The following is a 25,367-nucleotide window of genomic DNA, read 5'->3' as shown; positions in this document are numbered from 1 at the left end:
GATAAAATTGTAAACGCTGTTAAAACAGCTTGCCACCTTGGCGCAATTGGTAGCGCAGTGCTCTTGTAAAGCGAAGGTTGCGGGTTCGAGTCCCGCAGGTGGCTCAGGTTTGATAATTAAACTTTGGCATTATATATACACTAGCTCGCCCGGGCTTCGCTAAAAAACAAGAGGGGTGAAAACTCGGCACTCCGCTACAAAAATCTACTTAATATTGCCATCTCGGCAAACGTGAGAGCAAATTATCCTTGACACTCTTTCTTCAACGATTAAACCATACTCCAAATCTGCCAAACAATTTCCCACAAGCCCAGCGGCGGGTATATCACAGCACTTGCCAGAAGAGTGAATAAAATGTACAATCAAGAATATCCACCGACTTCAACTTGAGTATTAGGATACTGCATAAAAGAGCAGGAAATGAGTAAATCGATAAACTTAGGCTGGAAGTTCAACGCTGTAGGTTTAGCAATCGCGTCTGCAATCCATTGCCGCAATGAATGGTGAATCCCGTGAAATCTTTAAAAGAACTCATTCTTATTTTATCTGCGGCAATTATTTCGGCTGGTCTAGCAACGTTCTTCGGCTGGATCACAAACATTTGAGTTATAAGCTCAATTGGTGAATTTCTATATATCGTTTTTGGTGCCACTATCACCGTTTACATTTCAAACCTAATCGAACGACGCAAACCACCCAAAAGGAACAGCAAATAAAATCACGGATCTTGAAGGATTCAAACTTCTCGAGCAATATTTCAATTACGGTTGTCGGGGTTAGAGATCGCTTAAAATAATCTCTTCAATTTATTGACTTTCAAAGGCGGTTACGCTAATCTTTACCTCAGCGTGGTGGTCTTGCGCATACGCTCGATGGATAAAGTAAAGGATTCCGACTCCACAATCGGGGATAAAAATGGTGGAAGCATTAAGCGTACGAAATTTATCTTTTAGCTACGCACGAAATCACAGCGTCATTAAAAATCTTTCGCTCTCAGTGCCGTTTGGGAAGATCACCAGTCTAATCGGTCCCAACGTGTCCGGGAAATCCACACTCATGCGGGTTGCCGGTGATCTTCTCAAATCTCAGACTGGGGAGATACGTATCTGCGACGCTCCGAACAACACAAAACAAGCAAAACAGAGTTCAATTCTATTAGCTTCGAACGATTATTTACCAGAGTTCTTAACGGGTCTAGAATACCTGCAGTTCATTCATAAAATGTACCGGCTAGACTGCAATATTGCCGAGCTGGAACGACTGTTTAGTCGCTACCAGATGGAGCATCGCTAGGATGACCTAATCGAGGATTATTCGCACGGCATGCGAAAAAAGGTTCAGCTCATAGCCGCTCTGATGGTATCGCGTCCGCTTACTATGATCGATGAAACCCCGAACGGAATCGATATCGAAGCTCTTTATAACCTTGAAGTTGATCTCCTTGATCTGCTAGACGAAAACCACGGCATACTTCTCTGCAATCACGATTTCGCAGTGTTGGAACGCATCGCCGATTCCATAGTGCTTATGAGCCACGGTAGAATACTGGTGCATGAAGAACGTCACGCGCTGGTGTCAAAATACGGATCTATTGACACCTTCGTAAAAGAGTTTATCACCCGCGGGCAGAACGACTGGGATGAGCGGTAACACATTAAGACTGGTTCGCTTTTTATTCCTGTTTTTCACCCGGCGCTTGCTTTTGCACAGCGCAATGAAAAGCAAACTATCAAAAACCCTACTGTTCACCGTTGCTATAGGAACTTACGCTGGTTTCTGCGCACTCACATTTGTTGTAGTCCGCGGCATGACACTCGACGCTAGTGCAATCGCACTTGTGAGTCAAAGTATTTCTCTCACCGTAGGTTTGTGGACTCTGCTGTTCTTCATCGTTATTCGGATTCTGTTCTTGAAAGCAGACAAATTAATCGAGCTAACATACACATTTCCTGTTACGAATAAACAGCGGATTCTTGCATATACCGTGTTTGAAGCTGCAACCGTCTTGTCTTGTGTAGCTTTAATGTCAGGGCCTTTAACGGTTTCGATGGCAATCCGAGGCGGCGCAGCTACTTTTCCTGAGATTGCACTCGGAATCATCGCACAAATTGTTGTTCTCTACCTACTGTTGGATATTTTATACCTGGCTTTTGATAGAGTTCTGCACCTGCTACATATGACGCGATGGCGTAGCTTCCTGCTTCCATGTCTCTTCGTTGCTCTTCTCTATGGAGCCTACGCTTACGCGAATAATGAATCGTCGAAGTTTCTTGATGCATTCTATGAGGGGCAAGCTTATTACGGGGTCTCTCGTTTTTATGTGTTCCTATATGATCGATTCGGGTCTCTTGTAGCTGGCGGGGCTTTCATCGTATCTACTCTGATTGCACTAACGCTAATTATTCTCGTAGCTCCAAACCAACACTCACGGTGGAAGTACTTTTTCAAAGTTCTCGTCTGGGGCAATACTAATCTATTTGGTGCTCATCTGCGGGCTGTGGTTCGCAGTGGCGAGTTCCTCTTAGCAACGTTCTTTGTTGTATCAGCGTCACTAATCGTGCTCGGAATCCCCGGATACTACCCGCCCTACTGGTTAGCAATTATATCGCTACAAGCAGTTTATGCTGTGTCCACAACCGAGTCCATACGTAAAACATACCGGCATCAATTAAGCTCTCTACAGTCCTATGTTTATCTAGCCGCACCCTACATTCTAGTTGAGATACTAATCCTCATTCCGGTGATAACAGCAAGTATGATAAAAGGTATGAGCTTCTCCGAAGCGGCAAAGACTACTTTTATTTGCTTAGTTACTCTTATAGCAGCACTGGCGGTTAGCATTTTCTTCCCTGCAGAAAAACATAATCCATTCTCTGTCTTAGTGGGAGTGGTTACAGCTTTGGGGCTTGTTTCCTTAATAGCCTTCACTACACTAATTTGGAAGATTCCAGATAACTATGCAATTCTGGCATGGGCTTTAATCGGCAGTATATGTGCGTTTTATTCCGTAATAGGTATCAGCTCAACACAAAGGAAAGAATATCATGCAAATGTTTAAGCGAATCCTCAGCGCTATAATGCTCGCCTTCACGGCTACTGCCGCCTCTCTGCTGCGACGATTATAATCCTTATGTTCACAGAAGGTCAGGAACTCGGGCATCACGTGGGACTTTTCTGGGGTGTTTTTCGACGCACGCGAAACGCCCACCGGTTCTATCCTGGTGGGTTTCGGAGTCGACAATCCTTGGGCGTTGGCTCTAATATTCCTGATTATATTTGCGCTCTCGATGATATTCCTCACCATATTATCCGCACTAAAACAACGGAATGCACTGTTAGAGCAGCGTACGGCAAATCTTCCTGAATGAGTCGAACATTTTTATGGCGTGGTATTTCGCAAGTTCTTCTCGGCTTCCTCAAAGGGTACGGACTTATTCTTTTGTCGTGCTCTTTGGCATCAGTAGGGCTATTCCTACTATCCATTCACTATAATGACCCTTTCCTCTTTGAGCTAAGTCTCACATTTCTTAAGCATCTATATTTCGGTCTAATCGCAGGAATCCTTGTTCACGAAATTGCCCATGTAGCTCTCCTTTCGGCAACTATGCATAACCTAAAATATATTGTGGTAGAAGCGAAATTAGCACGTTTTTCAGTATACGGCGTAGGGAGCAGCACCGGTCGCGGCATCTTTGTAACTGCTTTGAGTGGTTCTCTGGCAACAGTCGGATTCGGGTCTCTTATTACCTTCATATTTCCCAATTCTGATTTGGTAGGCTGGTACATTTTTCACCTACTCTTTTTACTCCCTATATTTGGGGATGGACGAGCACTAATATTCGGCATTCAGCATTGACGTTCTATCGTGAATGTTAACCAGTGATATTAGGTGATGTCCCAGTTCTAGTACTAAGAAAGTTAAACAATTGATCCGGCATCATCAAACTAAACCATCATGCATCTCTGAAATGCCTGAAGGTATAATGGAAAATAACACATCCAAACAGCTTATTGAGCGCTCACAAAAGATTGTTCAAGTCGCCGATATAGAGTTACTCAATGTTCAGGACGCAATCGAACGGGGCATCTGCAATACTCAGGCGCATAACAGTCACAACTAATGCTCGAACAAAACGACCCTCACTGATATGCGTAAAGCAAAACGGCTTTAATTGTACGTATCTAAATAGTTTTATGAAAAATTACCTAAGGTGTATCCCGACTTGTCACCATCTAATTTCAGTTTGCAAGATTAAAATACTTTTATACGGACGTAAGAGACGCTTTGTCGCCTCACAAGTCAGCACTCAATCAAGACTCAGAAGCTTTACAGTGATTTTATTAAAGTATAAGAGTATATTCAACACTAATAAACCTAAATTTCTTCTTTCTTCAGCTCCTATTCATCGCTCTTCTAAACTAAATAATAATATTAAGTCACTGCTGGTGATGGCATTATCCGCTCTTGTGACGGCTGCCGCAGTGTACTGGAATGCGAGCAAGAGAGACAGCTCAGACCCAAGGGATCAGCGCAAAAATGACCAAAACGCGTAATTAATATGCGCAGGGTCTAGGCGGCTATTGCTCAGCAACAGGCACAAGTTGCAGAATGCGGTCGCAGCGTTCGGCAACTTTCGGGTCGTGCGTTACTACGAGCAGGGTTTTATTGTGTTCGTGCTGGAGTTTCAGCATTTCGTCCAGCACACAAGAGGCGAGCTCCTGATCTAGCGAACCGGTAGGCTCATCCGCAAGAATAAGATCGCCGTTTTTGAGAATGCAGCGAGCCAGAGCGAGGCGCTGCTGCTCCCCGCCGGAAAGCGTTGAAACTTTATCGTTGCTCACCTGCGAAAGCCCCAGGCGCTCAAAAATACGATTAATCGCTTCAAGTTTTTCGCTTTTAGTGGCCTTTGTGTGATGCATTCCGAGCATCGCGTTTTCTACCGCGCTGCTATCGGTAATGAGCGCAAACGACTGAAAAAGATAGTTTATTTTATGTCGCCGTAGCTTAGTTGCCTCGCTCGAATTGGGCTTTGGCAAAACCTTACCGTCAAGCTTGATAGATCCGCTGCTGGGGGCTTCCAGCATACCGATCATATTCAGCAGGGTGCTTTTACCGCACCCCGACGGACCGGTGATCGCGATGCTCGTACCGCTCTCAACAGAAAAGCTCAGGTTGTTGATTATCGGGCGCGCCCCGAAACTTTTGCTCAGGTTTTCCACTTCAAGAATGTTTGGCATTTTCTTCTCGTTTCTAGGTGATTACTGTGTCGACTTAATTAGGGATACAATTCCGCGCGTGCTGGCTCTCCTTGCCTGATACATGAGCAGCGCAAACTGGAAAAGCCCGAAAATTGTGAGCACAAGAGCTCCGCTTGTGCTTCGCAGCGCCAGCGCAACAATCGCGCAAATAACCGTTGTGCACACAACCAGCAGAATTGGTGGCAGGAAAACGCTAAGCAGCGAGTGCCCCATTAGGCGCTTAACCGCTATTTGCTCGCGTCTAACTATCGAAAACATTTTAACCAGCGAGGTCATAACAATCGTTCCAAGAACTGCAATCAGCAACACGGCCGCCCCGAAAAGCTGTATGGTTTCACTAATCGATTTTTGAAGCCCGGCAATAAACTGCGACACGGGTAAAAACACGGGTTCGTTATCGTCTAAATTGTATTTCGCAAGATAACTAACATCTAGATATTTTTCTGCCGCCTCGGAAGTTAGCTTGAGGTAGCTATTCTCCAAACTACCGCTCGCCCATAAGCTCTCTGATTCAAAAGGAATCATATTGGCCGCTGTTGCAACCAAAAGCACCGGATCAGGCACGGCATTAGGCAGCTTTGTATCAGTGTTCCACAGAAAGATGTTTTTATCTGCGTGGTAGGTTACGAACGAAAAGCGCTGCTCCCGCGTGAAATCATTTTGAATCAGGCTTTCCAGTCGTGAAATAGATACTTCAATAAGGTGCGCCTCCAGCTGTTTCCTGTCAACATCGCTCAACGAATCTGGAATCAGGTAGACTCGCTCGCCGCTGTGCGCAAGATTAATATGCTCAGGGCTAACTGCAATATCATGTGCGGCAAGATAGTTGGGTGAAGCAAGAACACTCCAGAAAGGCTGGTTTGGAATATGTTTATAAATCCCATTTTCCCTATAAAACTCCAAGCATTCCGCACTACAAAATTGAGAGTGCGCTAAAAACACTCCGTCACGCCCCTCGATCGATGAGTACCAGTTGTAGTACTCAACAGAATGATCCGATCTTTGACCTGTAAATGAAGTCGCATTATCACCTATTTTTTCTTTGTAAAGAACGTTCAGGTGCGAGTATTGAACCCACCTCTGCTGTACTTCATGCATTTCCGCAACACTTACTAACGGTCCATCAATGGCTCGCATTGTTCCCACAAGAGCCCCGGATGCCGCCAGATACAGCGCAACCAAGCTCGCCACAAGCACCTTTGAAGACACTCTGTTGCGGATCGCATTAACCGGGCTGATAAGAAACAGCGAGACAGTTCCGGCGGCGACTGCTAGCAGCGTCAGACCGATAACCGGCGTAGCTGCAAGCAATGCACGCAGAATAATTTCTGTTCCGACAGAAAACCCCTGTAAACCATAGAGCATAAACGCGAACGCTACTAAAACTCCCAAAAAAGAAACGGCAACAACGGGCGCGAAAACTTTCCGCGCATAGTCTAGGCGCGTCCACCCTAAAAGCACGTGCGTTCCCAGCACTGCCATGCTCTGGTAAGCGCCGAGAATCGATAAAAACACCAGCACCAACCAAGAAGCAAACCCCGCTCCAAACGCTATGGTAATCAGCAGCGTACCATACACAAATCCTCCACTTTGTGGCTCCAAAAGGCTATCTCGATTAACCTGCAAAAGCGCCGCAATACGATCAACAAGCTGGTCAAAATCCCGAGGCTCTAGACCGTCAATGCGATAGTTTGCGTTGACGGTTTCTGTGTCTCTAACCAAATCAACAAGCTTAACCCCAACTACCTTTTTACCACCCAAAACTTCTGGTAGCGGGATGATTCTGTCAGCGATATTACGATCAAGCCCTAATGTAGCTCCACTCTCAGCCTGCAAAAGTTTAGCAATATTCTGACTGTTAAATATACTGTTTCCAAGAAAATCAAAGCGTACCGCAGACGCATTAACTTCGGGGTCGCCATGAAAACCAAACTTTAGACCCGATGCATTGCCGTCATTATCTCTTAAAGCATCAGCCCGAGTAATGAAACCCTTCTTCTCATCAATTGTTTTTATCATCTCAGAGATAATGTCAGATTGAAGCTCTTCAGGCACCTGATGGAGGTAAATAACAGTTTTAGCGTTAGTGCGGGCGTAGCTTTCAGCTGCTTTCAGGTACTCATCACCAACCGTTAAAACAGCTATAAGCCCGAACACGAAACCAAGAAACAGCACCAGCGCAGCTGAAATAAAACGTAAGATCCTGCTCATTAGAGATCTGCCACCATCCTCGACATCTAATTAACTACAGCACAACCAGCTAAGCCCGCCACTTCCGTTAAGCGAGGTAACAACTAAAAGTTACGAGACGCACATCACAATGAAGTGTGCCTATCACCCACATGGTACACCCACAAATAGCAAACCGCAACAAATTTTGTCAAATCGAAAATCTAGCTCAAAATCCCCCGTAGAGCACTCCTACCTAGCCATCCTAACTATATGATTATTCAGCCACCAGCAAGTACACTTTTAACGTGTTTGATTCTTTAGAGACCGTCTCGATTCTTGCGCTGTATTCGGCGATGATAATTTACGCGCTCGCGTTCATTTTCTACACCATCGACCTCTCCGGCAGGGCAAGCAGCCCCGGGCAACAAAGCGGGCAGGTCACCCGCTGGGCACGTGTTGGCTACAGCCTCACCATACTCGCCTGGCTGCTACACACCGCAGCAACAGTGATGCGCGGAATCGGAGCGCACCGCGTGCCCTGGGCAAATATGTACGAGTTTGCGCTCACCGCAACCGCGGTCACCGTTACCGTGTACCTGGTGGCGCAGTTCTTTCTCGAGATCCTCTACCTTGGCACGCTAATAACGGGCTTGGCGCTGCTGTTTCTGGGCATCACCAAAGTTGGCTACTACGTGCCTATAGCACCGCTGCAGCCCGCACTCGACTCGTACTGGCTGCTCATACACATTATTGTTGCGATGCTCGCCGTCGGTTTCTTAACGCTTTCGTTTGGGTTCTCCGTGCTACAGCTGCTGCAAACGCACCGCATCAAACAGCAGAACTCGGGCAAAACGCCCGCGCTAAAATTCCTGGCGGGCATTCCCGACGCAATAAGCCTCGAGAACTTCTCGTACCGGGTGGCGATAATCGGCTTCGTATTCTGGAGCTTCACCCTGGTTGCAGGCGCGATCTGGGCGGAGCGCGCCTGGAGTCGCTACTGGGGCTGGGATGTTAAAGAGGTCTGGACCTTCGTGATCTGGGTGCTCTACGCCGGTTTTATTCACGCGCGAGCAACTCGCGGATGGCGGGGTACTCGATCCGCTTGGCTCTCCGTGATTAGCTACAGCGCGGTGATTTTTAACTTCTCTATCGTGAACGTCTATTTCAAAGGCTTACACGCGTACTCTGGATTATAAAAAACATTTAATTATGCGTAAAATTTCAGATTCAATCTGGTTTCAGATTTACCCCGCCCTGTGCTTTTTGCACCTGATCGGCTCAATCGGAGTGCGCAGTCTGATCGGTTGGGGCGGGTTTTTGGTCGTTAGCGGCGCGCTCGTGATTGGCGGCGTGATTCTTTTTAATAAGGCTCGTCAAACAAAACAGTTCAGCTGGCATTTTGTGCCGCACTCGCTGCTGTTGTTTTTGGCTTTCGCAACCGTTTCTATTATCTGGTCAGCATACCGCGTTGAATCACTGCTCGGGATTACTGCACAGCTCGCAACGAGCACGGTCGCGGTGCTGCTCGCGTTCCTGTTCAGCTGGCAGCAACTGGTGCGCGCGCTTGCGACCTCCCTGCGCTATATTCTGATGCTGTCGCTGCTGTTTGAGCTCTATGTTGCGGCGATTCTGCACAAGCCGCTGCTGCAGGGGTTTGTCACCGTGAACGATGCCACAAACCCATCTGAGCTGCTCTACTGGAGTCGAGCGTTGTTATTTTCTGGCGGACCGATTCAGGGCGTAATAGCCAATTCGGCGCTGCTCGGGCTGTTCGCTCTAATCGCACTCGTGGTGTTTGCCGCGCAGCTGCTCGACAGCGAAACCAGCCGTTGCAGCGGCTGGTTCTGGATCTCAACCGCCGCTCTTGTGCTGCTGCTAACACGTTCAGCAACGGTCTGGATCGCGTTGCTAGTGGTTGCCGCAACCGCGCTGTTTGCGCTGTGGGCGCGGAGATCCGCCGCAAATCGCACGCCGGTCTACATTTCCGGGTTTGCGCTGCTTGCGACAACAACCGTTGCCGCTCTCACGCTCTACGAGCCGGTCTCGAAGTTTTTGGGCAAAAGCCCAGATTTCACCGGGAGATTTGAGATCTGGCACAAGGTCGCAATGCTCGCGCAAGAGCATCCCGTGCTTGGTCTGGGGTGGGTCAGTCACTGGGCACCGTGGGCGGAACCGTTCGCCTCGCTCGACACGAAAGTGGGGCTTCCCGTTATGCACGCGCACAATGCGTGGCTTGATGTGCGACTGCAGCTGGGCTGGGTCGGGCTGGTGATTTTCACAGTTTTTGTGCTGGGAACCGTGCAGCGCGTCTGGTGTTTGGCGGTGGATCAGCCCCGCCAGGGTGTCACAGAGCGTCTGCCGTACCGCGCGTACACTATGTTGCCACTGCTGATAATGGCTGCGCTGTTAATTCAATCGCTCACTGAGAGCCGGTTGCTTATTGAGTCGGGCTGGTTATTGCTGGTGCTTTTTGCCACAAAAACCACCTCGCACTACCGGATACCGCTGCCTGCGCAGAAATCAAAAAAGCTGATGCCCTATGCCACGAGCGTGTCGCACTAGTCGAGCCGCGCTTGCAGATCTGCGAGAGCCGCCGCGCGGTCTCAGTGCCGCAAGCACACTGCACTGACCGGCGTGAGCGAACCGCCCGCGCACCCGCAGCTCACCAAGCGCACTGCGCAGGAGAGCCACACGAGCGATCCGCGCCCGCTAAAGCTCAGCCTGTTTCGATATACTTTATCCCTATAATTTTCTAGCGAAAGATAGCGATGAATGTAATTTTACAAAACGTAATTTTCCCCGTCAACATGGATCCGGACGTGCTGCCACTCTATGCCGACCCGGATACCTGGACGATGGTCGCGCACAAGCCCGTAAAACTAACCTCGCTCGCGTCAATTGACAACGTGCTATCGCGTCACAGCACCAAAATCACGAGTGGCAAGCGAGTCTCGTACGCAACCTATTTCAATGCCTTCCCGGCATCCTACTGGCAACGCTGGACGATTCTAAAAACTGTCACCCTCAACATTAACCTTAGCGGCACCGGCACCGTTATTGTGTACCGCTCTAATGCTGCGGGAGCGCAACAAAAGGTGAGCTCTAAGGTTGTCGCTGGCGACAACCGGGAGTTTAACTTTGAGCTGCCGCTTAACAACTTCAGTGACGGCGGCTGGTACTGGTTCGATCTGATCGCAAACGACCAAGATCTAATTCTCAATCGCGCAAGCTGGCAAACCACCCAGGCTTCTGTTAAAAAGGGCAAAATAAGCCTGGGTATGTGCACTTTCAATAAGTCTGACTACTGCATTAACACCCTCAAAAACATTGCGGCCGATAAAAACCTCACGGTCGTAATCGATAAGATTTTGTTGGTGGATCAGGGCACTAAAAAAGTGCAGGACGAGGCAGAGTTCCCCGCTGTTGCCAAGCAGCTTGGCTCGCAACTGCGCGTTATCAACCAGGGCAATCTGGGTGGTTCCGGCGGATACTCGCGCGCCATGGCAGAAACGCTAAAGCTGCCAGACACCGACTTCTTACTGTTACTGGACGACGATATTGAGTTTGAAACCGAAAGCGCGCTACGCGCCCTACAGTTCGGGCGCTACAGCCGCGAGCCCCTGATCGTTGGCGGGCATATGTTTGACCTGCACGATAAACCTGTTCTGCACGCCTGGGCCGAGGCGGTGGATCGTAAGCACTTCATCTGGGGTCCAACTTTTGTGGAGCAGCACCGCCACAATTTCTCTGTAGCCAACCTGCGCTTAACCCCGTGGATGCACTCGCGGCTCGATGCTGAATACAACGGCTGGTGGATGTGCATGATCCCGAAGCAAGTAATCGCGGATGTCGGCCTGTCTCTGCCAGTGTTTATTAAGTGGGATGATGCCGAATACGGTTTGCGCGCGGCGCAGCACGGCTATCGCACAGTTTCAATGCCGGGCGTTGCGCTGTGGCATATGTCATGGCTCGACAAAGACGACACCCAAGACTGGCAGGCTTATTTCCACACTCGCAACCGCATTATTGCCGGGCTAATTCACAGCCCGCGACCAAAGGGTGGCAGGATGTTGCAGAACAGCTACCGCCAGGATCTTAAAAAACTGCTCAATATGCAATATTACGCGGTACAACTCTCTGTGAACGCCCTGCGTGACGTGCTTGCAGGTCCTGCACACCTGCACGAAGGTATTGACAAGGCAATGCCGCGAGCACGAGAACTGGCCAAAAAGTATTCCGAAACGAAAGTGTGGAAACCTGAGGATGAAAAAACCCCGGTTGCCGCGCAAAAGCGCGCGCTTCCGATCGTGAAAACGCACGAAGACTATAAGAAAAACACTGTTCGCAAAGCTACGAAGTATCCCAAGGGTCCGGCACTGGCTGTGTTTACACTTAAAAACGTGGTAGCTCACCTCATGCGCGACACCTCTCGTGACGAGCACCCCGAAATGGAATTTGCAAAAATCGACGCACTCTGGTGGACAGTGCCCAACTATTCGAGCGTGATTGTCGGGTCCGCTGATGGATCAGGCAAGATGGTCTACCGCCACAATAAAAAGCATTTCCGCCGGCTCTGGATTCAAAGCTATCTGTTAACTCGCGAAATCGATAAGCGGTGGGACACCCTGGCGCAACAGTATCGCGAGGCACTCACGGATATCACCTCCCCTGAGGCATGGCAGCAAACTTTCGAGAGTACCCAGCCACAGGAGTCCGAAGTTAAACAGTAACGGCTTATTTTCAATTCATAAATAAACTAGTAGGGTAGAAAACATGGATCTTGTAGTAGTAGGCTCGGGACTCTTCGGGCTAACAATTGCCGAACGAGTTGCGTCAAAGCTTAATAAAAAAGCTGTAATTATTGAACGGCGCCATCATATCGGCGGCAATGCTTACTCCGAAAACGAGACTGAAACCGGTATTGAGGTGCACCGCTACGGCGCGCACCTGTTTCACACATCTAACGAGCAGGTGTGGGAGTACGTTAACCGGTTCACAAAGTTCACAAACTACCAACACCGCGTGTACAGTAACTTCAGGAACGAGATTTATCCGCTCCCAATTAACCTGGGCACAATTAACCAGTTCTTCCGCGCCGCGCACTCCCCTGAATCCGCTAAAAAATTGATAGCGGATCAAGCATCCGAGTTCAACACCAAAGAAGCTAAAAACCTGGAAGAAAAAGGCATTTCGCTAATCGGGCGACCCCTGTTTGAAGCGTTTATACGCGATTACACGGCGAAACAGTGGCAGACCCCGATTCAAGAACTGCCAGGCAGTATTATCAGCCGTCTGCCCGTGCGCTACAACTACGACAACCGTTACTTCAGCGACAAATACGAGGGTCTGCCCGTTGACGGCTATACCGCCTGGCTGGAACGGATGGCGGATCACCCAAACATCGAGGTGCGCTACAACACCGACTTTTTTGACGAGTCGCAACCACTAAACCAAAAAGCGCTGGTTGGTAAAGTGCCGATTGTTTACACGGGTCCCGTTGACCGGTATTTTGACTATTCTGAGGGTGAACTTGCCTGGCGCACCCTTGATTTTGAGGAAGAAGTTGTGCCAGTTGGCGACTATCAGGGCACAAGCGTTATGAACTACGCGGATGCAGCTGTGCCCTACACACGCATCCACGAGTTTAAGCATTTCCATCCCGAGCGCGACTGGTATCCAAAGGATAAAACCGTGATTATGCGCGAATACTCGCGCTTTGCGCAGCGCGAAGACGAGCCATATTACCCTGTGAACACTCCCGAAGACAGGGAGCGTCTGCTCAAGTATCGCGAGCTTGCCTCACAAGAACAGCTCGTGTTTTTTGGCGGTCGCCTGGGCACATATCAGTATCTTGATATGCATATGGCTATTGGCTCAGCTCTTACTATGTTCCGTAATGAACTGACCCCTGCGCTGCAGACTCAATAGCGGTGTCCGTTGTGATCTATAGGGGGCGATTTCGTAGCTGCGAAGTCGCCCTGCTTGTATTCCTAACGCAGCGGATATAATCAATATATTAAGAAGCAAGCTCTAGAAGGATTAATATGCAGATAAACGGAACCGAGCGCGCACGCGCGACCCTATCCTACTTGCGGCGCAAAATAACAACCGGAGAATGGCCCATCGGCGAGCGGATTCCTATCGAGCCGGAGTTGGCGCAGCAGATGAGCGTAGGGCGTTCTACTGTGCGCGAGGCTGTGCGATCCCTTGCCAATATGGGTATGCTTGAGACCCTCCCCGGGCGCGGCACTTTTGTGCGCTCCGCAACACCAACCAGCGCCCTGCTAAACGAGTTTCTAAACGCGTTCACGCTTGAAGAGGTGCTCAGCTACCGCCGCGCGCTCGAGATTGAAGCTGCCCAGCAGGCAACCATTCACCGCACCGCAGAGGATATTATCGCACTAAAGCAGGCAGCTGCACGCGAACAGGGGTGCTCAATGTGCCCTATTGCAACCGCAGGCAGCTCTAACCCTGCCTTTGAAAGCCAGTTTCACCTGCTCATGTTTGACGCCGCCAAAAACCGCCTGCTTGCCGCGCTCTACGCCGGAATTAACGAGCAACTTCGCAGCCCACAGCACCGCGGCAAACTCGCAAATATAACCAGCGCAGCGGATATGGAGCACTACCACCAAAAACTTATCACCGCTATCGAGAAGCAAGATTTTATTGATGCGGTGCATGCGATGGCTGCCCATGTCGATCACGATATTGTGATCGTCACCCCGGAGCAGCAGGTTGTGCCAGCTCTCGCGCGAACAAAATCTCAGCAGGATCGTATTAAAGACCTAGAGCGTGATATCTAAAGACCGTGTTAAGCAGTTCTGACAAACAAACACCCCGGCATTTTCGCCAAAGAGAAAGGAAACACAATGAGTAACAATAGCGTACTAGCAAACTGGATAGACGGGAAACTAAGCCTCGGTGCGAGCAAGAACCTCTCGTCAGTTTACAACCCGGCAACCGGTGAGGTCATTGCGCAGGTGGCGCTTGCCTCGCAGGAAGAAATTGACGCAGCTATCGCATCCGCTAAAAAAGGCTTTAAAAAGTGGAGCGGATATTCAATCGCAAAGCGGCAGGCGGTAATTTTTAATTTCCGCGAGCTGCTAAACAGTCGTAAAGAAAAGCTTGCCGAGATTATCACTCGAGAACACGGCAAAGTTTTAAGCGACGCAATGGGAGAAATTGCGCGCGGTCAGGAGATTGTCGAGCTCGCGTGCGGTTTCCCGCACCTGATCAAGGGCGCATTCTCTGAGAACGCATCCACGGGCATCGATGTTTATTCGATTAAACAGCCACTCGGCGTTGTGGGCATTATCAGCCCCTTTAACTTCCCCGCGATGGTGCCAATGTGGTTCTTCCCCGTGGCGCTTGCCGCAGGCAACTCGGTTGTGCTCAAGCCCAGCGAGAAAAACCCATCCGCCGCGCTCTGGCTAGCTCAGCTGTGGCAGGAAGCCGGACTGCCAGACGGCGTTTTCACCGTGCTCAACGGCGACAAACTCGCCGTTGACGGACTGCTCAACTCGCCAGATGTTGCCTCAATCTCGTTCGTGGGCTCAACCCCTATCGCTAAATACATCTACGAAACCGCAGCCGCCAACGGCAAGCGCGTGCAGGCTCTTGGTGGCGCTAAAAACCATATGCTGGTACTCCCCGACGCAGATCTTGATCTGGTTGCCGATCAGGCAATTAACGCCGGTTACGGCGCGGCCGGCGAACGCTGTATGGCGATTTCCGTTGTGCTCGCCATTGACACAATAGCTGATAAGCTTATCGAAAAGATTAAATCGCGCATTTCACAGCTGCGCGTTGGCAACGGGGCGGATAAGCAAGAGCCGGATCTGGGTCCGCTAATTTCGCAGGCGCATCTTGAAAAGGTTTCTGACTATGTTACCATTGCCGAAAAAGACGGCGCCAAAGTGGTTGTTGACGGACGTAACTACAGCGTTGAAAACCACCAGAACGGCTTCTTCTTCGGTCCGACTCTGCTGGATCAGATGCCAACAGATTCCAAGGCATACACAGAAGAAATATTTGGTCCTGTGCTCTCAATTGTGCGGATCAACAACTTCGACGAGGGCGTTGCACTTATCAATTCTGGCGCATTTGGTAACGGAACCGCGATTTTCACGAACGACGGCGGAGCGGCGCGGCGTTTTCAGAACGAGATTCAGGTTGGCATGATCGGTATCAACGTACCTATTCCTGTGCCGGTTGCCTACCACTCATTCGGTGGTTGGAAAAACTCCCTGTTTGGCGATGCGAAAGCATACGGCACCCAGGGCTTTGACTTCTTCACTCGCGAAAAGACCGTTACCAGCCGCTGGCTAGACCCCGCACAGCACGGTGGCATTAATCTGGGATTCCCTCAAAACGATTAGCCCTTTATTAGCTCTACAGGGGGGGGTATGTTTCACATAAAACATACCCCCCCCCATTTTAATTTTAAGCATTCTGCAAACCCCGGCAGCTATAATTGTGAATCATTATCAATAAGCGAACGCAAACGGAGATATCCATGAAAAAAATAATTACAATGGTCGCAGGAGCCGCGCTACTTTTCGGCATGACCGGATGCACAAATACCGAAAATGCAGCCACCAATAAATTAGAGGTAACGGTGAGCACAACTCAGATTAACGATTTTGTCTCTCAAATAGCGGGTGACAAGGTTAATCTACACCGACTGCTTAAACCCGGAGCATCAGCTCACGGCTTCGACCCCAGCCCAGCCGAGCTTGCCGCACTTAAAAAATCCGATCTGCTTGTTCTTAACGGCGCAGGTCTCGACAGTTTTATGGATCCTGTAATCACCTCGTCAGGATTCAAAGGTAAAAAGATTTCTGCCGTTGACGGAATCGACAAAAAACGCGCAGAGGCTGAAACTACCGCAGCAAAAGAGGCTCTGGAAGCAATTGGCGAATCCGCTGACGAACACAGTGACGAACACAGTGATGAACAAGGCAACGAGCAAGCTAATGAGAACGGCGACGAGCACGATGAAGACCGCTACGGAGCTATTAATCCACACATCTGGACTTCACCCGAATTTGTACGTCAAATAGTTAACTACATCGCCAAAGAACTCGCCGAGCTTGATCCTGCAAACGCCACAACATATACGCAGAACGCAACCGCCTACGGGGCGAAACTAGACGAACTTAACCGCTGGATTAAAAGCGAATACGCCAAGGTTGATCCTGCCAAAAAGAAATTTGTAAGCAGCCATAATGCGCTTGTATACTATCTATCCGAAAACAATATTGAATACGTTGGCGGTGTAATTCCGAGCTTTGAAGATAACGCCGAGCCGAGCGCGGCAGAAATAAACACACTGGTACAAAACATTAAAACCAAAAACGTTCCGGCTGTGTTTGTTGAGTCATCCGTCAGCTCTCGCCTGGGCGAAACTGTGGCGCGCGAAGCCGGGGTGCCGATTGTGCAAGATCCAATCTACGCCGACTCGCTCGCGGCAAGCGGCGAAGCGGCGAGCTACATCGGGTCCATCATCAGCAACACCCGCACCATCCTCAAAGCGTGGGGGTATCCAGATGTAAGCGTGCCATCATCGCTGAAATAACCGACGCACAACCCCTAATAGCGGTTGTCGACGCAAGTTTCGGATACTCCCAAAACCCGGTGCTGCAGGAAATTACCATGCAACTATATGCTGGGGAATCTGTTGCGCTAATCGGTTCTAACGGATCGGGCAAGTCAACTCTCTTAAACGCGTTCGTGTCGCTAAGCTCGCACCTTGGCGGCACGCTTCGCGTGCTCGGCACAAGCCCTGATAAGGCGCGCCGCAAAATCGGTCTGCTCCCCCAGCAGGACACGCGCCAGAAAGATATACCGCTCACCGCATATCAGGTCGCCGCCATGGGTCTCTATCCGGAGCTGGGAGCACTCCGCCCGTTTAGCCAGCGACACAAGCAAAAAGTGTTTGCCAAGCTTGCGCGGGTTGGTTTAGCGGATCAGGCAAAAAAGCCGTTCGGAGACCTATCAGGAGGGCAACAGCAGCGTGTTATTCTGGCGCGCGCACTTGTTTCCGACCCTGAACTGATTCTGCTCGACGAACCTTTTAACGGACTCGACCGCTCCAGCAGAGACACTCTGCTCCAAATTCTAAGCGAACTGCGCGAACAGGGGTGCGGCATTGTGGTTTCAACCCACGATTTAGAAATCGCTCACGCAGTTTGCAGTCACGTGCTGCTGCTTGACAAAAAACAAATCGCTTTCGGCGAGCTGCACTCAACGCTAACTGCCACTAACATCGCCACCGCATTTCACGACACCACTGTTGAAATAAACGGAACAGCTTTTACAACGCGCCATGAAACAAGCGATCACAGCCATAAACTAGCATGAACTGGCAAGATTTTATCGCTGTTATGGGGCTACCGTTTGCGCAGCGCGCACTGCTCACCCTAGCACTGCTGGCGTTCGGAAGTGGCATAGTCGGCGTTTTCGTTAGCCTGCGCGGGCTTGAGTTTATGACCGACGGGCTTGTCCACGCGATATTTCCGGGTCTTGTGATCGGCTATATTCTCGGCGGTAGCACGCTACTTTTGGGGGGTGCGCTCACGGCAGCGCTCGTCACGGTAGTTCTAATTTCACTGCTTAAAACCAAAAATATAACGGGCAGCGACACCGCAATTGCAATAACTTTGAGCGCCGCTTTTAGCCTCGGCATCGTGCTTGTGTCCAAACAACAAAACTACGTCAGCGCGCTTGAAAACCTCCTGTTTGGCAACGTGCTAACGGTCACAACCGAGCAGCTTCTAACACTCACAGTTGCCGTTGCGCTCGCGCTTTTAATAATCGCTCTAACCTGGCGAGCACAGCTCTATTTGGCCTTTGATCCGCAAGGATTTAAAGCAAGCGGATACCGCGCCAACCTCACAAATCTTGCGCTCGGGTGCGCCATAGCGCTGCTCGTTGTGGCAGGAACGGGAGCGCTCGGTAACCTGCTCGTCATTGCGCTGGTGATTGTGCCAACAGCGGCCGCCAGGCAGCTCAGCAAAAAACTTCTGACACTGATTCCCATTGCAATTATCGTCACCCTGATAGCCGGTTTTGCGGGTCTGAGCGCTTCTGTGTGGGTTTCTTTCGCACTTGACGCGCACCTTTCGGCTGGAGCAGCCACTGTAATTGCGCTGGTGTTACTGTATCTAGCCGCAATTTTTTACAAGCAAACCACCGCGCGCCTAAAGCGTTTACGCGGGGGCTTACAATGAGCTATCTGGTTTTAGCGGGCATAGAACTCACCATGCTATCTCTACTCTCCGGCATTGTCGGCACAATCGCCGTTTTTAGACAACGCGCGTTCTTCTCGGTTGCACTCAGTCACGCCACCTTTCCCGGCGGTGTAATCGCCGCATTAATTGGCGCGAACGTGCTGTTAGGTCAGGCAATAGCGGGCGCAATTTTTGCCGTGCTACTGGCGCTGCTAAGCCGCGTAAAGAACCAGGGGCAGGGCACGGCAACCGGTATTTTGTTGGTGTTCGGGTTTGCGCTCGGGGCGCTGCTAACGTCTTTGCAAAAAGGTTTCACGGTGCCAGTTGACGCGCTGCTAATCGGCTCTGTTTTCGGAGTGCAAAAAACGGATCTAATAGCCACTCTGCTTGTGCTGCTCTGCGCGATTATAACAGTGCTCTGCTACGGCAGACAGCTCTTGTACGATACCTTCGACTCACCGGCAGCCCGAGCCGCGGGATACAGCCCGCTGCGGGCTGAAATCATCACCACCGTGCTGGTTGCGCTCACAACAACCGTTGCGCTCCCGGCTGTCGGCGCAATTTTAACGACTGCAATTGTGATAGCCCCGGCCGCATCCGCAATTCTGCTAACCCGCGACATCCGCTTTATAGCGCCCCTAGCAATCCTGTTTGGGCTGCTCGGCAGCGCCGCGGGCTTGTTCCTCTCGGTGAAATACGGCTTTGCCGCGGGCGGCACAATCGGGCTGAGCCTCGCCGCAATTTTCTTTTGCGCCTGGCTGTGGCGGCTGATCCGCAATAAAAATACATTGACACGGCACGCTAATGCGCTAAGCTAATTTTGCGAAAGGGGTTGATCCACGATGGTCATTAAGCGTAATACTTGGCAGCGCGACACAGTGCGCACCGAAATGCGACGGATTCAGGGGTTTATTAGCGCGCAGGGGCTCTACGACCAGCTGCGTCTCAAGGGGCTGCACATTGGGCTCGCCACTGTTTACCGTACCCTCAGCTCGATGACGGAATCGGGGGAAGCGGATATGCTCAACTCCCCCGACGGCGAGAATCTGTTCAGATTCTGCAAGTCGAACGAGCATCATCACCATTTAATCTGCCGGGAATGCGGATACGCGAAAGAGATTGAGGCAACCCCGGTGGAAGCGTGGGCGGCGCAGGTTGCCCACCGGAACGGCTTTACACAGGCGCAACACATAATAGACATTTTTGGAATCTGCGCAAACTGCCAGAGCAACCCTCCCGCAAACGGTGCAAAATAGCGTCTTTTAGGACAGCACGCGGCGTGGCGAGCGGATATTTGCCGGTTTTTCTTGCGCATCCAGCGGCATAAGCTGTAAACTTGTTGGCGGTTGTGCCTTGACCTATGGGCGCATACCGCAGATAAGCAACTTGCTTTTTCTGCAGACAAGAGATCTTGGGAGGGCTCTGCGCCCTCGGTACTGAGAGGAAAACAAAATGGCAGCAGTATGCCAAGTGACCGGAGCCGTGCCAGGCTTTGGGCACAACGTATCACACTCGAACCGTCGCACAAAGCGCCGATTCGATCCAAACATTCAGAAAAAAACTTACTATGTGCCCTCACTCGGTCGCAAAGTAAAGCTTACACTTTCAGCCCGCGGCATCAAAGTTATTGACGCGCGCGGCATTGAAGCGGTTGTGGCAGATCTTAAGAAACGCGGGGTAAAGTTCTAAAATGGCTAAACACCATGATGTACGCCCGATTATCAAACTGCGCTCAACAGCGGGCACAGGTTACACCTATGTAACCAAAAAGAATCGCCGTAACACGCCAGACAGGCTCGTGCTTAAAAAATACGATCCTGTTGTTCGTAAACACGTTGAGTTTAGAGAGGAGCGCTAGTCATGGCTAAAAAAAGCATGATCGCTAAAAACAAACAGCGCCAGGCAGTTGTAGAGCGCTACGCAGAGCGCCGTCTCGAGCTTAAAAAAGCTCTTGTAGACCCTAACGGCACACCAGAAAGCCGTGAGGAAGCACGTCGCGGTCTGCAGAAGCTGCCGCGCAACGCTTCTCCTGTGCGCCTGCGCAGCCGTGATGCGATCGACGGTCGCCCACGCGGTGTGCTCAGCAAGTTCGGCATCAGCCGTGTGCGTTTCCGTGAAATGGCACACCGCGGCGAACTGCCAGGTATCACCAAGTCAAGCTGGTAGCGATATTGTGTTGCCCCCGGGGGTGACGCAACCTGTTTCTAGAAATTAAGCCCCTCTTGTTGTTTAGTAAGAGGGGCTTAACTATACCGTCACAAAACCCGAGCCGCAACGTGTAAAGAATCTTTGCACATCATGTTTTATATGTAAAGAAAACTAAAATTTTTTACACATCGACCTATATATGTAAAAAATTTGCGAAAAACTTTACATAAAGACCGCAATATGTAAAAATGTTTAACACGTTATTCACGCATTCAAACTAGGAGGTGCGCCCATGTGGGATCCCAACATTCCCTACAACAATTTGCCTCAAATACCCGAGGCTAAGCTTGAAACTCGCAAGGTGTTAAAAGCGCTACCCAGTGCGCGGGCAATTCTCGCCGAATTAGACCGTGCCGCAAAGCAAACAGTAAACCCGTCACTGTTTATTAGCGCAATGCACCTGTTCGAGGCGCAGGCGAGCTCCGAAATTGAGAATATCATAACCACAACCGACGAGCTCTTCACCGCCGCATCACAGAAGTCAACAACCGTGTCCACCTACACAACAGCAGCCACAAAAGAGACTCTGCGATATAAGGAGGCTCTCACAGAGGGCACGGAAGCAATCCGCCAGCGTCCTTTAACTGCCAACGCCGCAAAAGACATCTGCAGCACTATTCACGGGTACGACGTGCGCATCCGCGACACCCCTGGCATCTATATTCGTGATACCACCAGAAATACGCGCCGGTACACTCCACCCGAAGGCAAAGCTGTTATTGAGCAGAAGCTCGGTGACTGGGAGAAATTCATCCACTCTGCCAATATCGATCCGCTGCTGATAATGGCTGCCGCGCACTACCAATTCGAGGCTATCCACCCGTTTTCAGACGGCAACGGGCGCACAGGGCGAATCATTAACCTGCTAATTCTCAAAGAGCACAAGCTACTGTCAGAGCCGGTGCTTTTTCTTTCTAAGCACATAATTAAGCACAAAAACCGGTATTACGACCTGCTCTTAAACGTTACGAAAGAGAATGATTGGTAATCCTGGCTGCTGTTCATGTTGGAAGCGATAACCGTCACCGCGCACGACACCCTGAGCACTCTCGATCAGGCTCAAGAGCTGCGCAATGACTACAAGGAGGAGCTGCGGCAAACACTAAGTTCAGGCGCTAATGAGGATCTGCTCGACACTATCTTCAAGCTGCCCTACTGCCGCATTGCCAATGTCGAGCAGTACTGCAATGTGAGCCGCCCCACCGCAACAAAATGGCTCGAAGTGCTAACAGCGGAGGGGATTCTACTCAAGCGCAAAAACGGGCGTGAAAACATATACATTAACAGGGAGTTTATGCGCATTCTCAGCCAGGCATAGGCGGCGGATCGGGCTTCCCGACCTGCTCCGCAGCCGCCGCGCAGCCCCCCCCACGCAACCAAAAAAGAGGGGGGTGAGCCAGCCTACACCCCCTTGTACAGTCAAAAACCAGCCAACCGCCCCGTACCAGTAAAACACAACCACAAGCCCCGCCGCAACACCAATCACAAGTACACCTGCACCGGTTAGATACAGCCAGTCGGATGCGACACCGCCGGTGAGTGGTAGTGGTGGTGCTACGGCCATGAATTTGCGTTGTAAACGAACTGTGTGTTGAACTGTGGCGTCCATCATAACCTGTTGCAGTTGATACGCAAACGGGGTTTGGCTGGTGAACTCCCAGCCGTTGGGGGCTGTTGTGTTGCGTACTGTTACTGTGCAGTTGCTTCCAGCCCATACTATTTTATGTATAACTTGGGGCGCTCCTGCGCCGTTAACAAGCCGAGCATAATTGAGCGTGTACGTGAAAGTATTGTTATGTTGAAACGGTGTTACGCAGTTGATACTACCCGTCACGGTCACAACACCACTAGCAGGGCGTTCTCCTTCGGGTTTTACAATGAGTGAGACTGTGACCCTTTTGTTTGTGACATTAAAGCTTGCTTGTGAACGGTTATTGTTTTGGTTGGCGTCTGTAAACGCTGCGCTAGTGGTTGCAGTGAAACTACGCCTGTTAGCCTCAAACAACCCAGCCTCACCTGTAACAGTCACCGTAACACTACCCCCAGCAGGAATCCGCGGTATAGTTGCTGTTACCGTGTGACTAGCTGCGTTGTACACCCACCGGGCAGGACACATAGCACCACGCCCTGTAGCCTGGCATGCCGAGTTTACTGTGGCGGCGGTGTTTACAAACCCGTCCTTTGGTAGTTGAATAGTAACGGGTACGTTAAGCGCTGGGTTTCCGCTGGCTTTGATTGTTGATATTACTTGTACTTGTTGGCCTGCGGCTACTGTTGGTGTGGCAGTTGTTTCGGTGGATACTTCGACTGGTATTTTTTCAACCTCCAGCCGTATTGTGCTGGTGCGTGAGCTGGTGATGTTTGATTCTGTTTGGGTGATCCGGTCGGGTGTTTTCCATCTCCAGCCTGCTGGAACAGCGCCCTTAACAATGGTTATCACACAGGTGCTACCCGCATCAACCATGTTGTTTAACACTCGATCCCATTTGCCGCCTACTAGCTGGTTGTGTTTTAGAGTAAACATGATGTTACGCCTGTCTGATTGGCCTTGGGGGTTAATGCATAAAACCTCGCCTGTTACAACAACCTGTCCTTCGGTAAGCCCCACAGGCTGAAACGACGCTGTTAGCGTGGTTTTACGGGGAACAATCTGAAACACAGCTTGAGAGGGAGTGGCGGTGAAATATTCTTGCACATCATAAGCACGGGAATTGGTTTTGTCGATGTAGGTGAAATCCAAAACCCCATCAGCGGTAGTCCTAACTGTGTGGGATGTGTTGGGTGTGCCTGTGACTGTTCCTGTTATGTTAAGTTCCTCAAAAAGCTGGTACTCACCGCCGTCCTTATAGTGGGGGGTGGGTGTGGGGAAACTACCGGTGAGCCTGCGTGTTCCTGCATTATAGTTCCACTGGTAATCCTGGCACTCCCGCCGGTTTGTGCAGTCTCTTGTGAAGGGGCCTTTGGTGAGTGTTTCTTGTGAGATTGCAAACCCGGCGGGTAGTTGCACAGTAAAATTAACAACAGCAGTATAAAAGTCCTGGGCAGATTGTATATCCTGAACCATCGGATATTCCACCTCGTTATACCTGAATGACACTTGGATGCTAGCTGCTTCACCGGGATAGTATTCTGTTTTGTCGGTTGTTGTTGTGCTTGTGACTAGATCCGTGATGGTGGTGCGGTTTATTCCGGCTGGTAGTTGTGTAGTGTGCGGGGGGTTTGCTGCTGGTTTGGTTTTGTTTGTGTTGTTTGCACCAGTGTTGCCTGGTTGTAGGCTGGTGGTAGTTGTGGTGGGTTTAACAGGTTCACCACCTGCTACTTGCAGCAGCGTGGTGTTTTGCCCTGTTGCAACACCCACCCCAACGGTTTGACCTGTTTGCGCGCTAGCTAGTGTGCTGAACACCAGCACCAGTGTGAGGATGTTTGAAACAACACCCCGTGCTTTTAGTAGCAGGGAAACCACACCGCACAAAAACCCCACCACACACTGCCAACACACCCCAAACCCACTAAAACAACACAACCCCATACACACAAAAAAAGGGTGGACTGGAACAGTCCACACCCCGGAAAGTCAAACCCAAACATTTCAACTAAAAGGTGAAAAGAGAACATAGAATACTAGCAAAAAAGAACCAGTAACCTCTTTTATGCTGTATTTGCCGGCTTTAACCGCAATGGGTGAAACCAGTTTACCCGTATCGCGTGTTATAAGGGTTTCTTGTAGGTCTACTTTATTAGTGCAGGTGTCACCGGTGTAGAGTTCGAAGGTTGCGCCTGATATTGCGATCATGGTGTCTTTAACATATTTTTGAATATCAAAATACCCGTAGATGAGAGTTGGTGCGCCACCCGGACCACCACCCGGCACAGGGTCTGGTGTTGACTGTGTGGTATCTCCTCCATTAGAGGTTTTGATTCTAACGTTGGCGGTGTTTACAATCTTCCCGGGATCGTTTACTGTGGTTGTGATTTTGAATGTAACAGTCTGACCTCCTGTGAGATTTTCTGGGTTATCTAAGCTACCTGCTAGGGTTCGACCCCCGTCACCCGTAGCGGTAACGGTTACACCAACCTCCATGCCGTTAACCTGCGCGGTAGTTTCAACGTAGCCTAGTTTTTCGGCAAGCTGGTCTGTGAAGCTTACCTCTGTGAATGTTTCACCATTTTGGAGTTCTGGTAGTACTTGTGTGATAGTCCAGGTGACACTGTCACCGATTTTTGTGGCGTTTGTATCGTCTAGGGTTTTAGATGGTTTAGCGCTGACAGTGTTTTTTGGGTAGACGTGTACGTTATAGTTCCACGCGTTGCCGTTTGGGTGGGGGATGGTAACAATAAAAGGCGCAGCCTTTTTAACCACACCAGCAGGAGCCTGGGTTTCTGTAACCAGATAAGCACCAACAGCAAGATCACTGAATGTGGCTTCCCCGTTGTCGTTTGTTGTTTTAATAGTTTCAGACCCTGCTGCTAGCCTGTTTTTAGCTTGATCAGCGGTTA

23 protein-coding genes and 1 tRNA gene are annotated in these 25,367 nt (G+C 50.2%); 20 read left to right on the top strand and 4 right to left on the bottom strand.

Annotated features, from left to right (window positions below):
* Positions 1-31: 31 nt before the first annotated feature.
* The 4 genes from KJY78_RS05445 to KJY78_RS05430 all read left to right on the top strand — a co-directional run bounded on the left by KJY78_RS05445 (position 32) and on the right by KJY78_RS05430 (position 3,058).
* Positions 32-104 (top strand) — tRNA-Thr (locus KJY78_RS05445).
* An 811-nt stretch (positions 105-915) separates the two neighbouring features.
* On the top strand, positions 916-1,293 hold the full coding sequence (locus tag KJY78_RS05440; RefSeq protein WP_214337595.1) for an ATP-binding cassette domain-containing protein: 378 nt from the start codon (positions 916-918) through the stop codon (positions 1,291-1,293).
* A 30-nt stretch (positions 1,294-1,323) separates the two neighbouring features.
* Positions 1,324-1,650: a P-loop NTPase family protein gene (locus tag KJY78_RS05435; RefSeq protein WP_214337594.1), complete on the top strand. Its 327-nt coding sequence runs from the start codon at positions 1,324-1,326 to the stop codon at positions 1,648-1,650.
* Positions 1,640-3,058, top strand: a complete 1,419-nt coding sequence (locus tag KJY78_RS05430; RefSeq protein ID WP_214337593.1) for a hypothetical protein — start codon at positions 1,640-1,642, stop codon at positions 3,056-3,058. The genes KJY78_RS05435 and KJY78_RS05430 overlap by 11 nt, the downstream gene beginning before the upstream one ends.
* Positions 3,059-4,578: 1,520 nt before the next feature.
* On the opposite strand, the gene KJY78_RS05425 is transcribed toward KJY78_RS05430, so the two are convergent.
* Both KJY78_RS05425 and KJY78_RS05420 read right to left on the bottom strand, forming a co-directional pair.
* A complete protein-coding gene (locus tag KJY78_RS05425) occupies positions 4,579-5,238 on the bottom strand; it encodes an ABC transporter ATP-binding protein (RefSeq protein ID WP_214337592.1) in 660 nt (219 codons plus the stop codon).
* Between the two features lie 21 nt (positions 5,239-5,259).
* Entirely contained in the window at positions 5,260-7,470 is a 2,211-nt protein-coding gene (locus KJY78_RS05420; RefSeq protein WP_214337591.1) for a hypothetical protein, read from the bottom strand.
* A gap of 266 nt (positions 7,471-7,736) precedes the next feature.
* Between KJY78_RS05420 and ccsB the strand changes: the two genes are divergently transcribed.
* The 16 genes from ccsB to KJY78_RS05340 all read left to right on the top strand — a co-directional run bounded on the left by ccsB (position 7,737) and on the right by KJY78_RS05340 (position 22,188).
* The gene (gene ccsB, locus KJY78_RS05415; RefSeq protein WP_348771208.1) at positions 7,737-8,627 is read left to right on the top strand and encodes a c-type cytochrome biogenesis protein CcsB; all 891 of its coding nucleotides are present in this window, start codon (positions 7,737-7,739) and stop codon (positions 8,625-8,627) included.
* Between the two features lie 13 nt (positions 8,628-8,640).
* A complete protein-coding gene (locus KJY78_RS05410) occupies positions 8,641-9,993 on the top strand; it encodes an O-antigen ligase family protein (protein ID WP_214337590.1) in 1,353 nt (450 codons plus the stop codon).
* A gap of 206 nt (positions 9,994-10,199) precedes the next feature.
* Positions 10,200-12,161, top strand: coding sequence for a glycosyltransferase (locus KJY78_RS05405; protein ID WP_214337589.1), 1,962 nt, complete (start codon positions 10,200-10,202; stop codon positions 12,159-12,161).
* A gap of 43 nt (positions 12,162-12,204) precedes the next feature.
* Complete coding sequence (glf, locus tag KJY78_RS05400) at positions 12,205-13,359, top strand: UDP-galactopyranose mutase (protein ID WP_214337588.1); 1,155 nt, start codon at positions 12,205-12,207, stop codon at positions 13,357-13,359.
* A gap of 116 nt (positions 13,360-13,475) precedes the next feature.
* Positions 13,476-14,234, top strand: a complete 759-nt coding sequence (locus KJY78_RS05395; protein ID WP_214337587.1) for a FadR/GntR family transcriptional regulator — start codon at positions 13,476-13,478, stop codon at positions 14,232-14,234.
* Between the two features lie 66 nt (positions 14,235-14,300).
* The gene (locus tag KJY78_RS05390) at positions 14,301-15,809 is read left to right on the top strand and encodes a CoA-acylating methylmalonate-semialdehyde dehydrogenase (RefSeq protein ID WP_214337586.1); all 1,509 of its coding nucleotides are present in this window, start codon (positions 14,301-14,303) and stop codon (positions 15,807-15,809) included.
* A 137-nt stretch (positions 15,810-15,946) separates the two neighbouring features.
* Positions 15,947-17,008 (top strand): metal ABC transporter substrate-binding protein, encoded by a 1,062-nt coding sequence (locus KJY78_RS05385; protein ID WP_214337585.1) that lies wholly within the window; start codon positions 15,947-15,949, stop codon positions 17,006-17,008.
* Entirely contained in the window at positions 16,966-17,793 is an 828-nt protein-coding gene (locus tag KJY78_RS05380; RefSeq protein WP_431732330.1) for a metal ABC transporter ATP-binding protein, read from the top strand. The genes KJY78_RS05385 and KJY78_RS05380 overlap by 43 nt, the downstream gene beginning before the upstream one ends.
* Positions 17,790-18,662: a metal ABC transporter permease gene (locus KJY78_RS05375; protein ID WP_214337583.1), complete on the top strand. Its 873-nt coding sequence runs from the start codon at positions 17,790-17,792 to the stop codon at positions 18,660-18,662. Before KJY78_RS05380 ends, KJY78_RS05375 begins: the two co-directional genes overlap by 4 nt.
* Complete coding sequence (locus KJY78_RS05370) at positions 18,659-19,480, top strand: metal ABC transporter permease (protein WP_214337582.1); 822 nt, start codon at positions 18,659-18,661, stop codon at positions 19,478-19,480. Before KJY78_RS05375 ends, KJY78_RS05370 begins: the two co-directional genes overlap by 4 nt.
* A gap of 24 nt (positions 19,481-19,504) precedes the next feature.
* Positions 19,505-19,918 carry a Fur family transcriptional regulator gene (locus tag KJY78_RS05365; RefSeq protein WP_214337581.1) on the top strand — a complete coding sequence of 138 codons (414 nt, stop codon included), beginning with the start codon at positions 19,505-19,507 and terminating at the stop codon, positions 19,916-19,918.
* Positions 19,919-20,114: 196 nt separating this feature from the next.
* A complete protein-coding gene (rpmB, locus tag KJY78_RS05360; RefSeq protein WP_214337580.1) occupies positions 20,115-20,351 on the top strand; it encodes a 50S ribosomal protein L28 in 237 nt (78 codons plus the stop codon).
* 1 nt (position 20,352) lies between these two features.
* The gene (gene rpmG / locus KJY78_RS05355) at positions 20,353-20,520 is read left to right on the top strand and encodes a 50S ribosomal protein L33 (protein WP_214337579.1); all 168 of its coding nucleotides are present in this window, start codon (positions 20,353-20,355) and stop codon (positions 20,518-20,520) included.
* A gap of 2 nt (positions 20,521-20,522) precedes the next feature.
* Positions 20,523-20,828, top strand: a complete 306-nt coding sequence (gene rpsN, locus KJY78_RS05350) for a 30S ribosomal protein S14 (protein ID WP_214337578.1) — start codon at positions 20,523-20,525, stop codon at positions 20,826-20,828.
* A 274-nt stretch (positions 20,829-21,102) separates the two neighbouring features.
* Positions 21,103-21,858, top strand: coding sequence for a Fic family protein (locus tag KJY78_RS05345; protein WP_214337577.1), 756 nt, complete (start codon positions 21,103-21,105; stop codon positions 21,856-21,858).
* A 15-nt stretch (positions 21,859-21,873) separates the two neighbouring features.
* The gene (locus KJY78_RS05340; RefSeq protein ID WP_214337576.1) at positions 21,874-22,188 is read left to right on the top strand and encodes a Fic family protein; all 315 of its coding nucleotides are present in this window, start codon (positions 21,874-21,876) and stop codon (positions 22,186-22,188) included.
* Here the strand turns inward: KJY78_RS05340 and KJY78_RS05335 are convergent.
* Positions 22,114-24,333 (bottom strand): DUF11 domain-containing protein, encoded by a 2,220-nt coding sequence (locus tag KJY78_RS05335; protein WP_214337575.1) that lies wholly within the window; start codon positions 24,331-24,333, stop codon positions 22,114-22,116. The two genes, KJY78_RS05340 and KJY78_RS05335, sit on opposite strands and share 75 nt — an antisense overlap.
* Positions 24,334-24,459: 126 nt before the next feature.
* Positions 24,460-25,367: SpaH/EbpB family LPXTG-anchored major pilin (locus KJY78_RS05330; RefSeq protein WP_214337574.1), on the bottom strand; the 908-nt coding region annotated here is incomplete at its 5' end.

This window comes from Canibacter zhuwentaonis (genome assembly GCF_018531145.1).
GTDB lineage: Bacteria > Actinomycetota > Actinomycetes > Actinomycetales > Microbacteriaceae > Canibacter > Canibacter zhuwentaonis.
This window is presented reverse-complemented; position numbering and strand designations above follow the sequence as displayed.